Below are 11480 nucleotides of genomic sequence, written 5' to 3'. Positions count from 1 at the left end.
TTTCCTTGCACTATCAAAAAAACCACCCGAAGGTGGCTTTCCTTAATTCTTAGGTTCAGGTTTCCAAACCCATTCGGCTCCGTATTCTGCAAGGAGATCATCTGATGCAGTTGGTCCCATTGATCCAGACTTGTATTCATAGAGCGGTGCTCCATTTTCGGCCCATAGTTTTTCAATCCGGTCAATCAATTGCCATGAAGCACGGACTTCGTGCCAGTGGCTGTAATTGGTTGAGTCATTGTTCAAAACGTCGAAAATTAATTTTTCATAAGGCTCTGGGGAAGCTCCAGTTGCGGTCGCATCTGTTTCGTAATCAAAGGAAATCGGTGCGATACTGAATTTTTCTCCGACCTCTTTTCCGTTGATGCTCAATGAGAAACCTTCATTTGGTTGGATATAAATTGTCAAGACATTTGGTTGCAAGCTATGTCCAAAGATGGAGTCGGTTTGCTTGAAGACCACATTGACCATGGTTCCTTTTTGCGTCAAGCGTTTTCCGGTACGGAAGAAGAAAGGCACACCGCGGAAGCGATCGCTATCAACAAAGAACGTACCAGAAGCATAGGTCTCTGTAGTAGACTCAGGGTCGACATTGGGCTCGCTGCGATAAGAGATATCTTTTTTCCCTTCGATCGTACCTGAATGGTATTGACCACGGATAAAGAATTTCTTTAGTTCCTCATCTGTCGGATTGTGCAATTGCTCAAAAACTTTAACTTTTTCAGCCCGAATCGCATCCTTAGTAAAGGTAGCTGGTTTATCCATGGCAAGCAATGACAAAAGCTGAAGGGTATGGTTTTGCACCATGTCCCGAAGGGCCCCTGAGTGATCATAGTAGCCACCGCGTTCTTCAACCCCCAAGCGTTCAGCAAAGGTAATTTGGATATTGTCAATAAAGTCTCGGTTCCAAAGATTATCAAATATAAGATTTCCGAAACGAATGGCAAAGATATTTTGGATCATTTCTTTTCCAAGGTAATGGTCGATCCGGAAGATTTGTTCTTCATCAAAGGTTTCTTCCAATTCCTTGTTGAGCTGACTAGCCGTTTCTAGGTCTGTACCGAAAGGTTTTTCAACGATCAAGCGCTCAAAGCCTTGTCCATCCACAATGCCTTCTGATTTGAGGTGTTTGGCAATGGTTCCAAAAAATTGAGGAGCCATGGACAAGAAGAAGACCTTGTTGTGTTCTGTTTGGTATTTTTCATCCAAGCTGTTTTGCAATTCGCGCAGGGCGATGTAATGTTCGGTATCATTGACATCGTGGCTTTGGTAGTAGAAATGACTAGCGAATTCTTGAGCTTGTTGTGGGCTATCTGCCAGATCTGTGATGGATTCTACCACGACTGATTCAAAGTACTCCTTGCTCCATGGTCTGCGAGCTGTTCCGATAACCGCAAAGTGTTCAGATAGATTTCCTGATTTATAGAGTCTAAAAAGGGATGGGTAGAGTTTGCGCTTGGCTAAATCTCCACTGGCCCCGAAAATGGTTACAATAACTTTTGAAGACATTTAAGTACCTATTTCCTATTTTATTAACCATATTTTACCATAAAATCTACAAGATTTCTTTGATGGAATCGTTGTTCCGAATATTTTCCGCTTGGATTAGAGGATTTGAGAGGAAAGCATAGAAAAAGCTAGAACCAATGTGGATTCTAGCTTCAATTGCTATAAGCTGTTTGGATCGATTACCGAAGAAACTTGGTGACTCCATCAGAATACGCGGTAGACATATGGATTAGCCGGTTTCGTAATGGTCTGGCAATCGCTAATGTGGAGAACAGGCAAGCTTTGCTTGAGCTGCTTGTGGTATTCAATGGACAAGGTTCCTTTCGCATGGATCCAAGTATTGTTTTCGAAATGCTGCGGAGCACCCGTCGTTAAGAGACCGTAGACGCCGGAATCTGCGATACAGTGGATGATCCCAAAGCGAAAGAGAAATTGGCTGTCCTTGTTATTGGGATCATTGTATACAAAACCGGTCAGCTCGATCGTCTTTCCTGCAAATTGGTCAGGATAATCATAAATCACTTCCATGACTTCCATGTAATTCTCAGTGGTCACCTGAATCACTTTTTTATCAACATATTTCTTTGCCGCCTGCTTCATTTCTGACTCATAGGCAGATTTGGTAAAATAGCTACTAGTATCTGGTTTGAGATACTGGGTTGTTGTCCCTTCGTCCTGCTGGATTTCCTTGGAAGATCCAGCCGCAACCGGGAAGTGGTAGCCTTTGGCAGAGACTGTTTGGGAATCCAGTGTCACTGTAGGGAAAAATAGCCCGACAAACAAAGGAATACAGAGCAAGAAAATACTCGCCACTTTTGCCCAGAAGCCAGAGAGATGACTGTGGATCTTCATCTGCTTGACCCAGATGATCAGCTGCACAAGAGCTAAAACAAAGGACAAGAACATGGAAATATAAGCCAAGTAAGAATAGTGTAAGTTGATGTATTGATTGAGCTTACCAGATAATTGCAGGTACATGGTGAGCTCAAAATAGCCAGCTAATATCAAGAAACGAATCATAGCACTACCCCCACAAACCAAGCATAAAGGAACACAACTCCACTCACAATTCCGATAAATTGCCAGATAAAACGGGTCTTGAGATAATTTTTCATCATGAGGAGATTTTTGACATCAAGCATAGGCCCAATCACCAGAAAGGCAAGAACAGGCGCTACTCCAAAACTTGTTAGAAGAGAGGATCCAACAAAGGCGTCCGCCTCGCTACAAAGTGAGAGGAGAAAGGACAAGACCATGAGAAGGAGAATAGCAATAACCGGTGTCGCACTGATCGAAGTGAGGATCCGTGTTGGGACATAGACTTGGACGAGGCTGGCAAAGAGACAACCAAATACCAAGTAGCGTCCTGTATCAAAGAATTCATCAATGGCTTGCACCAAGACTTGGAAGAGCTTTTGACCTTTGCTCAAGTCCCTAAAATCATGTTCATGTACAGCCTTACGATGTTCTTTTTGGATCGAATCTGTCTGAATAAAACCAAGAAAGATCCCTAGTACCGTTGCGACCAGTAGGGAACCAAGGGCGCGGTAGAGGGCCATCTTGACAGAATTCCCAAAGGCTGAGTAGGTCGCAAAGAGAACGATAGGATTGATGACCGGTGCTGTCACCAGAAAGGGAACAGCAGTATAACTTGGGACTTTCTTTTCTAGAAAGCGATTGATAATGGGAACAATCCCACATTCACAGGAAGGAAAGATAAAACCGATAAAAGTCCCAAAGAAGATCCGCCCAAATTTATTCTTAGGAAGAAAGCGGTAGACCCTCTCGGGGGTGATATAGACCTCAATAATCCCTGAAATGATACTTCCGATTAGGACAAAAGGTAGGGCCTCGATAATAATCGAGAGAAAAATAGCCCCAGCCTGCAAGACGCTAGAGGGAAGGTGTTGAAAGAATGTCATTACTTAACCTTCTTTGCTTCTTTAGCTGTAGCAGTTTCTGCCTTCTTTTTTTCTTCAGGAAATTCTACTTTCTTTTCTACATCCGGAAAACTTGCAAAGTTTTCAAACATTTTATCAAGATCATCTGTTTTTGAGAATTTAATAGCCATTGTTGGGCCTCCTTTTTATTTTCTTTCATTATAACAAAAAGGAAAGAGCAAGGGGGAAATGGAGCATAAAAGGAAAGATCAAGAGGGTCAAAATTATTCTATGAAAAATCCCTGAAACAGAGACCAGGACAGGCGATCTCACCCCTTGATGTCAGCAAAATATGCTATAATAGAAGCTATGGATAAATATGAAAAAATAGCCCAAGAATTGGGTGTTAGCTTAAAACAAATCGATACCGTATTGAGTCTGACCGCAGAAGGCTCAACCATTCCCTTCATTGCCCGCTATCGAAAAGATATGACGGGAAATTTAGATGAAGTAGCGATCAAGGCCATTATTGACCGGGACAAATCCTTAACGGCTCTAGCTGAACGAAAGGAAACCGTCCTTGCTAAGATTGAGGAACAAGGCAAACTGACAGAGGCGCTCAAGCAGGCTATTGAGGCTGCTGAAAAATTAGCGGATGTCGAAGAGCTTTATCTCCCTTATAAGGAAAAACGGCGGACCAAGGCGACGATTGCCCGAGAAGCAGGACTTTTCCCCTTGGCACGTCTCATTTTGCAAAATAGTCCAGACTTGGAAGCAGAGGCTCGGAAATTTACCTGCGAGGCCTTCCCAACTGAAACCGCAGCATTAGCTGGTGCAGTGGATATTCTGGTAGAGGCTATTTCAGAGGATACCCAATTACGGGCCCTCACCTATCAAGAAATTCATGGGCATTCCCTCATGACGTCAACCTTGAAGGATGAAAGCTTAGATCCTAAGAGAACCTTTGAAATCTATTATGATTTTTCTGAGAAGATCAAGAATATGCAAGGCTACCGGACTCTAGCTCTCAATCGTGGGGAAAAATTGGGCGTTCTCAAAGTCGGATTCGAGCACCAACTGGATCGAATCATTCGTATTTTTGAGGCTCGTTTTAAAACTAAAAATGCCTATGTCGATGAGGTTATTCAACAAGCGGTTAAGAAAAAAATCGTTCCTGCGATTGAACGTCGGATTCGGACAGAGTTGACGGAGGTGGCAGAAGACGGAGCCATTCAATTGTTCTCTGAGAATCTACGGAATCTATTGCTCATTCCTCCATTAAAAGGGCGCGTGGTCCTTGGATTTGACCCAGCCTTTCGGACCGGTGCTAAACTAGCCGTTGTCGATGAGACAGGAAAGATGCTCGCCACCCAGGTCATCTATCCAGTTGCTCCTGCAAAACCAGCTCAGATCGAGCAGGCTAAAAAGGAACTGTCTTCCTTGATCAAGGAGTTCGGAGTAGAAATTATTGCGATTGGAAATGGAACCGCCAGCCGTGAAAGTGAGGCCTTTGTCGCAGAGGTGATTCATGACCATCCAGGAGTTCGCTATGTTATTGTCAATGAAAGCGGAGCCTCTGTCTACTCAGCTAGTGAGTTGGCCCGTCATGAGTTCCCAGAGCTAACCGTTGAAAAACGCTCGGCCATCTCCATTGCCCGCCGCTTGCAAGATCCGCTAGCAGAATTGGTGAAAATCGATGCCAAATCTATCGGTGTGGGTCAATACCAGCACGATGTCAATCAGAAAAAACTGACAGAAAGCTTGGATTTCGTGGTAGATACTGTGGTCAACCAAGTTGGGGTTAATATCAATACGGCTAGTCCCTCTCTCTTAGCGCATGTAGCAGGACTCAATAAAACCATCTCTGAAAATATTGTGAAATACCGGGAAGAAGAAGGAGTGATTCTTTCACGAGCACAGATTAAAAAAGTCCCTCGCCTCGGCGCCAAGGCTTTCGAGCAGGCTGCTGGATTCTTACGCATCCCTGAAAGTAAAAACATCTTGGACAATACCGGCGTTCACCCTGAAAGTTACAAGGAAGTTGAAAAACTTTTTCAACTTCTTGAAATTACCGAACTCGATGCATCCGCTCAGGAAAAATTAAAAGCTGTGAACATAAAGGAGATGTCTACTCAGCTGGATCTGGGACCAGAAACCCTGAAAGATATTATTGCCGATCTCCTAAAACCAGGGCGCGATTTGCGGGATTCCTTTGATGCACCCGTGCTCCGTCAGGATGTCTTGGATATTAAAGACCTCCATATAGGCCAAAAATTAGAAGGGGTTGTGCGCAATGTGGTTGACTTTGGAGCCTTTGTCGATATTGGCATTCACGAAGATGGCTTGATTCATATCTCCCATATGAGCAAGCAGTTTATTAAGCATCCAAGCCAGGTCGTCTCAGTAGGTGATTTGGTAACCGTCTGGGTAAAGAAGATTGATGTGGAACGCGAAAAAGTCAATCTCAGTTTGGTAGCTCCGAATGAATCTGACTGAGTATGTGCGTCAAGTATCCCTGGAAGATTTTGGGAGAGAATTCCGTCATCAAGCAGAGTGGAATTCACGTCTTCAAACCACTGGAGGTCGTTTCTTTCCCAAGGATCGACACCTTGATTTTAATCCGAAAATATACCAAGCTTTCGGGTTAGAGGTCTTTCGCAAAATCGTCCGCCACGAGCTCTGCCACTACCATCTTTACGAGCAAGGTAAAGGCTATTGCCACAAAGATCTAGACTTTAAGCAACTCCTCCAGCAAGTGGACGGTCTTCGTTTCACACCTCCTCTTCCAGATAGAGCTGGGCGAGTCAAGCGGATCTATCTCTATCAATGTCCCCATTGTGGCCAAGAGTATAGACGAAAGCGAAAAATCGATCTGAAGAAATATGCCTGCGGTCGCTGTCACAGCCGCCTGCAATTCCTTGAAATGAGACAAGGGTAAGAATCGGTCTTTAGGCGGATCTCTTTCCAATTCGACTCTGCTAAAATAGGTCTAACTAGAAAGAGGAAAATCAAATGACATCATCATTTTACAAATTAAAACGACATCGCCTGGTTTCAGGTGTGCTAGCTGGCTTAGCCGATAAATTTGGTCTTAGTGTAACTCTCCTACGCTTCTTGTTTATTCTTTTTACGGTTTCTCATGCCTTTATCGGTGTGATTATCTATTTACTGTTAGATACGACCTTACCTTATAAGGACGAGGAGGAGCAGGAAATGTTTGACGATGGCCCTCGACCTCGTCGAAGAAAAGAGGCTGAACCCATCCATGATCAGAATGATAGTCCATTTTTCTAAAAGGAGATCCGAGTGAAGCAGAAGTTCTATTCCCTTGCTTTTATTCTATATCTCTTCTTCAGTTTTATAGGACAGTTTTTCATTTTAAATCGTTTTTTTGGGGAAGGAGTTGGAACAGTTTTGATGGGAATGCTCCTTTTTCCACTGGGCATTTGGAATAGTCTCTTCTACCTCTTGTTTCTGCCAACAGAAATGGCTAGAAAGCCACAAATTTATCGGTTTTCGATTTTATTTCTGCCGGTTTTGTATCTGGTTTTCTCCTTGTTGGGGGGAGGTCCTTTCGCCTTTATGCACGGCTTGATCGCATTTCCTTCAAATGCGGTGGTCTATGCGGTCTCTATCGGAATCAAATCTATGATCAAAGATTTCTTGCAAGGCCAAGGCTAGAGCATTCTTCATATGTTCCCATCATTTCCTAGAGGTTGGAGACCTTTGTCTCGGCCTCTTTTTGCTTGCCTTAAAAAGGAGTTGAAAATGGATCTTTCAAATGACACTTCAGTCTCTCGTCTGAAGAGAAAATCTGCTATAATAGAGAGAGAATTTGAAAAGGGAGAATGATATGGCAGTTACTGTTCGCGATATACAGGAAAAGCTTCGTCTATCGGTTGTTTATGGGGATGATAGCCTCTTAAGCAAGGAAATTACGACTGCGGACATTTCACGTCCAGGTCTTGAAATGACGGGCTATTTCGACTATTACACACCTGAGCGGATTCAGCTTGTAGGAATGAAAGAATGGTCCTACCTGGTGAAGATGAGCTCTCACAACCGTCATCAGGTCTTGCGCAAGATGTTCCAGCCAGAGACACCTGTCATCATTGTCGCGCGGAATTTAGAAATTCCAGAAGAAATGTTGCGTGCTGCGGAAGAGAAGCAACTAGCCATTTTGAAGAGCAATGTTGCAACGAGTCGTTTATCTGGAGAGCTTTCTAGCTATTTGGATAGTCGGCTAGCAGAACGTACGAGTGTACACGGTGTCTTGATGGATATTTATGGGATGGGTGTCTTGATCCAAGGAGATAGCGGAATCGGAAAAAGCGAGACAGGTTTGGAACTTGTCAAGCGGGGTCACCGCCTTGTAGCAGATGACCGGGTCGATATCTATGCGAGAGATGAGATGACCCTTTGGGGAGAGCCAGCTGAAATCCTACGTCACTTACTAGAGATCCGTGGTGTCGGGATTATCGATGTCATGAGTCTCTACGGTGCGAGTGCTGTGAAGGATTCTTCACAAGTCCAAATCGCCGTTTACTTGGAAAATTATGCTAAGGATCAGGTTTATGATCGTCTTGGTAATAATGCAGAAGAGTTGGAAATCGGTGGCGTGACCATTCCTCGGATTCGCATCCCTGTGAAGACTGGTCGGAACATTTCGGTCGTGATCGAAGCTGCAGCGATGAATGTTCGGGCCAAAGAAATGGGCTATGATGCTACCAAAACTTTTGAAGAACGTTTGTCCCAGTTGATTAGTCAAAATGAGGTGAAGGAATGAATCCAGTAGCCCTTCAATTAGGTCCGATCAGTATTCGTTGGTACGCGATTTGTATTGTCTCTGGTTTGATTCTAGCCGTTTATCTTTCTATGAAAGAAGCGCCCCGTAAAAAAATTGATCCAGATGCCATCATTGATTTCATTTTGGTCGCCTTTCCGCTTGCGATTGTGGGGGCTAGACTCTATTACGTTATTTTCGAATGGGGTTACTATAGCCAGCACCCTGGTGAGATTTTCGCCATCTGGAACGGAGGAATCGCGATTTATGGTGGCCTCTTGACAGGTGCCCTTGTCCTCTATCTATTCTCTCGTAGACGCTTGATTGAGCCAATTGATTTCTTAGATATTGCGGCCCCAAGCGTCATGATTGCACAGAGTATTGGACGTTGGGGGAACTTCTTTAACCAGGAAGCTTATGGAGCTGCTGTTAAAAGTCTTAACTACCTGCCCTCTTTTATTCGAGACCAAATGTATATAGATGGTAGTTATCGTCAGCCAACCTTCTTATATGAATCCAGTTGGAATCTGCTAGGTTTTCTCTTGATCTTGATTCTTCGGAGGAAGCCCCAATTTTTGCGGCAAGGTGAGATCACAGCCTTTTACCTTATCTGGTATGGTTTTGGTCGGATGATCATCGAAGGAATGAGGACGGATAGCTTGATGTTTGCTGGCTTACGTGTTTCCCAGTGGTTGTCGATGATCCTGATTCTAGTTGGACTCGCCATTATCATCTACCAACGTCGCAAAAAAGCCCCTTATTATGTAGAAACAAAGGAGTAATATATGTTTATTGAAATTGCCTACGGCCTCTTAGGCCTTGCCTTAGTAGCGCTTGTCATTTATATGATTTTTTTCCTCTCAAAGATTGGAAAAGTTGTAGATGAAACTCAAAAAACCATCCAAGTTTTGACGTCAGATGTCAATGTCACCTTGCATCAGACCAATGATTTATTGGCAAAAGTCAATGTTTTAACGGACGATTTGAATCAAAAAGTTGCAACGATTGACCCACTCTTTACAGCCGTGGCGGATCTTTCAGAGTCTGTTTCAGATTTGAATGATCAAGCCCGTCAATTGAGTGTCAAAGCAGTGTCAGCTGGTGGAAAAACAGTGAAAGCCTCTATCGGATTAAAAGCGATTAAGATGGCTTCAAAATTATTTAAATAGAATCGAGGAAGAATATGGGACGTTTATCTAGTTTATTAATTGGTGTGATTTCAGGTGCTTCAGCAGCCTACTATTTATCAACTGAGCAAGGAAAGAAAGTCACTAAAAAAGTGGTGCGCTTCGTAAAAGATTATCAAGAAGATCCTCAAGAAGTACATGAATCGGTGAAACAAACTGCTAAGGATGTTTCAAAACAGGCAGCAGAAGTGATCCAACAAACCAAAGAAAAAGTTGGTTCTGGAGAAATTACGACAGGAACTGTTTTGGAGTCTGTCAAAGAAAAGACGCAAGATGTGGTTGAAAAATCTCAAGAAGTCTATCACTCATTTAAGGATAAACTTCAAAAAGAAAATCTAAGTGGCAATGACTTGGTTCAATCCATTCGCAAACAAACAGAATCAGAAGACATCGTTTTAGAATTGGATGAAAAAGATTCTGAAGAAGCAGCTGAAGAAGAAACAAAAGAAGTATAAAAAAGAGAGTGGGACAGAAATCGGTAATTCGTTAGAATTCGATTTCGTCGTCCCACCTCCGCACAGTTGAGTAGGGCTGTAAAAGCTGATGAAATCAGCGTAGTAGAGCCCACTCAACCACTGCGTCTTGCTCGACAATCCAAAAACAATTGAGAGGCTAGGACTTTTGTCCCAGTCTCTTTTTATGGAAGGTAAGACAGTAATTGGCAGCTAAGTTTTGTCTTCCAATTGTTATTCCAATTAAAAAAATTCGAGTAAATAAAAAAATCAGGCGAACCTGATTTTTATTTTTTTCGTTTATTGTAGTAAATTCGGAATCCTTGAATACTAGCAAAGCTAGAACCAATCGCTAAGGCAAACGCAAAGAAGGTATTCATTTTTGTTGCTAAAAAGATAAAACTAAATACAACCGTCAACACACAGAAAACAGCGATATTTAAAAAATATAGCAATTCACTTAATTGAGGCGCGGGTTCAACTTCAGGAGCATAGTCCTGAACAGGGGATTCTTGGGTTTGTTTGGTTAATTCGATATAATCGAATTTTTCATCATAGTGTCTTAAATTTCTTACGGGCATTTTCTCTCTCCTAACAGTACTCTATTATTCTATCATGAATTCAGCTATATAAATGTTACAAAAATGTTACAAATTTTACAAAATGAATAAATTTCTCTAGAATATCGGAATTTTTGTTATAATGGTTCTATGAAAAATATTATTATTACAGCAACAGCAGAGAGTGTTGAGCAAGCGCAAGCCCTGATTGATGCAGGGGTTGACCGAATCTATGTCGGTGAAAAAGATTACGGATTACGATTGCCTCAAACTTTAAGCTATGACGAAATAAATCGAATTGCCCAACTGGTCCATGCTGCTGGCAAAGAATTGACAGTAGCTGTAAATGCACTCATGCACCAATCGATGATGGATTCAATCAAGCCTTTCCTAGATTTTCTAAAGGAAATTCAGGCTGATTATATTACTGTCGGAGATGCGGGCGTTTTTTATGTCTTGAAACGAGATGGCTATCCATTCAAAACGATTTACGATGCCTCAACCATGGTCACTTCTAGCCGCCAGATCAATTTCTGGGGAAAACAGGCAGGGGCTTCTGAAGCTGTTTTGGCTCGTGAGATTCCGTCTGCCGAATTATTCGTAATGGCTGAGAATCTTCAGATTCCAGCAGAAGTCTTGGTCTATGGCGCTAGCATTATTCACCATTCGAAACGACCGCTTCTTCAGAACTATTACAACTTTATCAAGACAGAAGAGTCTGTGACCAAAGATCGGGATCTGTTCTTGGCCGAGCCAGGAGATCCAAATTCTCATTATTCGGTCTATGAAGACAAACATGGAACCCATATCTTCTCAAATAATGACTTGAATATGATGACCAAATTGTCTGAGTTGGTAGAACATGGCTTTGATCATTGGAAACTCGATGGTGTCTACTGTCCGGGTGAAAACTTTGTCAAGATTACAGAGTACTTTGTCAAGGCCCGTGATTTGATTCAAAAAGGAACATTTACACAGGATCAAGCCTATCTGTTTGATGAAGAAATCCGCAAATTGCATCCAGCTAATCGTGGTTTGGATACTGGTTTCTATGATTATGAACCAGATCGTGTAAAATAATAAAAAAACTAGGGCTTCTTCGTTTGTGA

Annotated in this window: 14 protein-coding genes; 9 read left to right on the top strand and 5 right to left on the bottom strand. The window is 42.6% G+C overall.

Features of this window, described 5'->3' with window-relative positions; translation table 11 throughout:
* Positions 1–42: 42 nt before the first annotated feature.
* The 4 genes from zwf to WKT08_RS02595 form a co-directional block, all read right to left on the bottom strand.
* Positions 43–1509, bottom strand: coding sequence for a glucose-6-phosphate dehydrogenase (gene zwf / locus WKT08_RS02610; protein ID WP_340279792.1), 1467 nt, complete (start codon positions 1507–1509; stop codon positions 43–45).
* 204 nt (positions 1510–1713) lie between these two features.
* Complete coding sequence (locus WKT08_RS02605) at positions 1714–2529, bottom strand: TIGR03943 family putative permease subunit (RefSeq protein WP_003015619.1); 816 nt, start codon at positions 2527–2529, stop codon at positions 1714–1716.
* Positions 2526–3431: a permease gene (locus tag WKT08_RS02600; RefSeq protein ID WP_340279790.1), complete on the bottom strand. Its 906-nt coding sequence runs from the start codon at positions 3429–3431 to the stop codon at positions 2526–2528. Before WKT08_RS02600 ends, WKT08_RS02605 begins: the two co-directional genes overlap by 4 nt.
* Positions 3431–3580, bottom strand: a complete 150-nt coding sequence (locus WKT08_RS02595; protein WP_173018773.1) for an SPJ_0845 family protein — start codon at positions 3578–3580, stop codon at positions 3431–3433. The genes WKT08_RS02600 and WKT08_RS02595 overlap by 1 nt, the downstream gene beginning before the upstream one ends.
* A 148-nt stretch (positions 3581–3728) precedes the next feature.
* Here WKT08_RS02595 and WKT08_RS02590 point away from each other — a divergent pair, with 148 nt between their 5' ends.
* The 8 genes from WKT08_RS02590 (at position 3729) to WKT08_RS02555 (ending at position 9814) form a co-directional block, all read left to right on the top strand.
* Positions 3729–5885, top strand: coding sequence for a Tex family protein (locus WKT08_RS02590; protein WP_445330254.1), 2157 nt, complete (start codon positions 3729–3731; stop codon positions 5883–5885).
* Complete coding sequence (locus WKT08_RS02585; protein WP_340279784.1) at positions 5872–6327, top strand: SprT family protein; 456 nt, start codon at positions 5872–5874, stop codon at positions 6325–6327. The genes WKT08_RS02590 and WKT08_RS02585 overlap by 14 nt, the downstream gene beginning before the upstream one ends.
* A 74-nt stretch (positions 6328–6401) precedes the next feature.
* Positions 6402–6683, top strand: coding sequence for a PspC domain-containing protein (locus tag WKT08_RS02580; RefSeq protein ID WP_195412408.1), 282 nt, complete (start codon positions 6402–6404; stop codon positions 6681–6683).
* A 123-nt stretch (positions 6684–6806) separates the two neighbouring features.
* On the top strand, positions 6807–7070 hold the full coding sequence (locus WKT08_RS02575; protein ID WP_260314051.1) for a hypothetical protein: 264 nt from the start codon (positions 6807–6809) through the stop codon (positions 7068–7070).
* A gap of 172 nt (positions 7071–7242) precedes the next feature.
* Positions 7243–8175, top strand: coding sequence for an HPr(Ser) kinase/phosphatase (gene hprK / locus WKT08_RS02570; RefSeq protein WP_003008114.1), 933 nt, complete (start codon positions 7243–7245; stop codon positions 8173–8175).
* Positions 8172–8954: a prolipoprotein diacylglyceryl transferase gene (lgt, locus tag WKT08_RS02565; RefSeq protein WP_201089256.1), complete on the top strand. Its 783-nt coding sequence runs from the start codon at positions 8172–8174 to the stop codon at positions 8952–8954. Before hprK ends, lgt begins: the two co-directional genes overlap by 4 nt.
* Positions 8955–8957: 3 nt before the next feature.
* Positions 8958–9341: a DUF948 domain-containing protein gene (locus WKT08_RS02560; protein ID WP_013903891.1), complete on the top strand. Its 384-nt coding sequence runs from the start codon at positions 8958–8960 to the stop codon at positions 9339–9341.
* A 14-nt stretch (positions 9342–9355) separates the two neighbouring features.
* On the top strand, positions 9356–9814 hold the full coding sequence (locus WKT08_RS02555; RefSeq protein ID WP_023918695.1) for a YtxH domain-containing protein: 459 nt from the start codon (positions 9356–9358) through the stop codon (positions 9812–9814).
* Positions 9815–10098: 284 nt separating this feature from the next.
* Here the strand turns inward: WKT08_RS02555 and WKT08_RS02550 are convergent, their stop codons facing one another.
* Positions 10099–10392, bottom strand: a complete 294-nt coding sequence (locus WKT08_RS02550; protein ID WP_049490960.1) for a DUF3270 family protein — start codon at positions 10390–10392, stop codon at positions 10099–10101.
* Positions 10393–10521: 129 nt separating this feature from the next.
* Here WKT08_RS02550 and WKT08_RS02545 point away from each other — a divergent pair, with 129 nt between their 5' ends.
* Positions 10522–11451, top strand: a complete 930-nt coding sequence (locus WKT08_RS02545; RefSeq protein WP_045759685.1) for a peptidase U32 family protein — start codon at positions 10522–10524, stop codon at positions 11449–11451.
* The last annotated feature ends 29 nt before the right edge of the window (positions 11452–11480 follow it).

Source organism: Streptococcus sp. HCA-5024 (genome assembly GCF_037890265.1).
Taxonomy (GTDB): domain Bacteria; phylum Bacillota; class Bacilli; order Lactobacillales; family Streptococcaceae; genus Streptococcus; species Streptococcus lingualis.
The sequence above is the reverse complement of the archived record's forward strand: the minus strand, read 5'-3'. Positions and strand labels throughout refer to the sequence as shown.

Bases quoted from the DNA above. Each gene is read 5' to 3' on its own strand.
- hprK (WP_003008114.1), top strand. From the start codon at position 7,243: ATGGCAGTTACTGTTCGCGATATACAGGAAAAGCTTCGTCTATCGGTT.
- WKT08_RS02545 (WP_045759685.1), top strand. From the start codon at position 10,522: ATGAAAAATATTATTATTACAGCAACAGCAGAGAGTGTTGAGCAAGCG.
- lgt (WP_201089256.1), top strand. From the start codon at position 8,172: ATGAATCCAGTAGCCCTTCAATTAGGTCCGATCAGTATTCGTTGGTAC.
- WKT08_RS02605 (WP_003015619.1), bottom strand. From the start codon at position 2,529: ATGATTCGTTTCTTGATATTAGCTGGCTATTTTGAGCTCACCATGTAC.
- WKT08_RS02585 (WP_340279784.1), top strand. From the start codon at position 5,872: ATGAATCTGACTGAGTATGTGCGTCAAGTATCCCTGGAAGATTTTGGG.
- WKT08_RS02575 (WP_260314051.1), top strand. From the start codon at position 6,807: ATGGGAATGCTCCTTTTTCCACTGGGCATTTGGAATAGTCTCTTCTAC.
- WKT08_RS02580 (WP_195412408.1), top strand. From the start codon at position 6,402: ATGACATCATCATTTTACAAATTAAAACGACATCGCCTGGTTTCAGGT.
- WKT08_RS02590 (WP_445330254.1), top strand. From the start codon at position 3,729: ATGTCAGCAAAATATGCTATAATAGAAGCTATGGATAAATATGAAAAA.
- WKT08_RS02555 (WP_023918695.1), top strand. From the start codon at position 9,356: ATGGGACGTTTATCTAGTTTATTAATTGGTGTGATTTCAGGTGCTTCA.
- WKT08_RS02550 (WP_049490960.1), bottom strand. From the start codon at position 10,392: ATGCCCGTAAGAAATTTAAGACACTATGATGAAAAATTCGATTATATC.
- WKT08_RS02595 (WP_173018773.1), bottom strand. From the start codon at position 3,580: ATGGCTATTAAATTCTCAAAAACAGATGATCTTGATAAAATGTTTGAA.
- zwf (WP_340279792.1), bottom strand. From the start codon at position 1,509: ATGTCTTCAAAAGTTATTGTAACCATTTTCGGGGCCAGTGGAGATTTA.
- WKT08_RS02600 (WP_340279790.1), bottom strand. From the start codon at position 3,431: ATGACATTCTTTCAACACCTTCCCTCTAGCGTCTTGCAGGCTGGGGCT.
- WKT08_RS02560 (WP_013903891.1), top strand. From the start codon at position 8,958: ATGTTTATTGAAATTGCCTACGGCCTCTTAGGCCTTGCCTTAGTAGCG.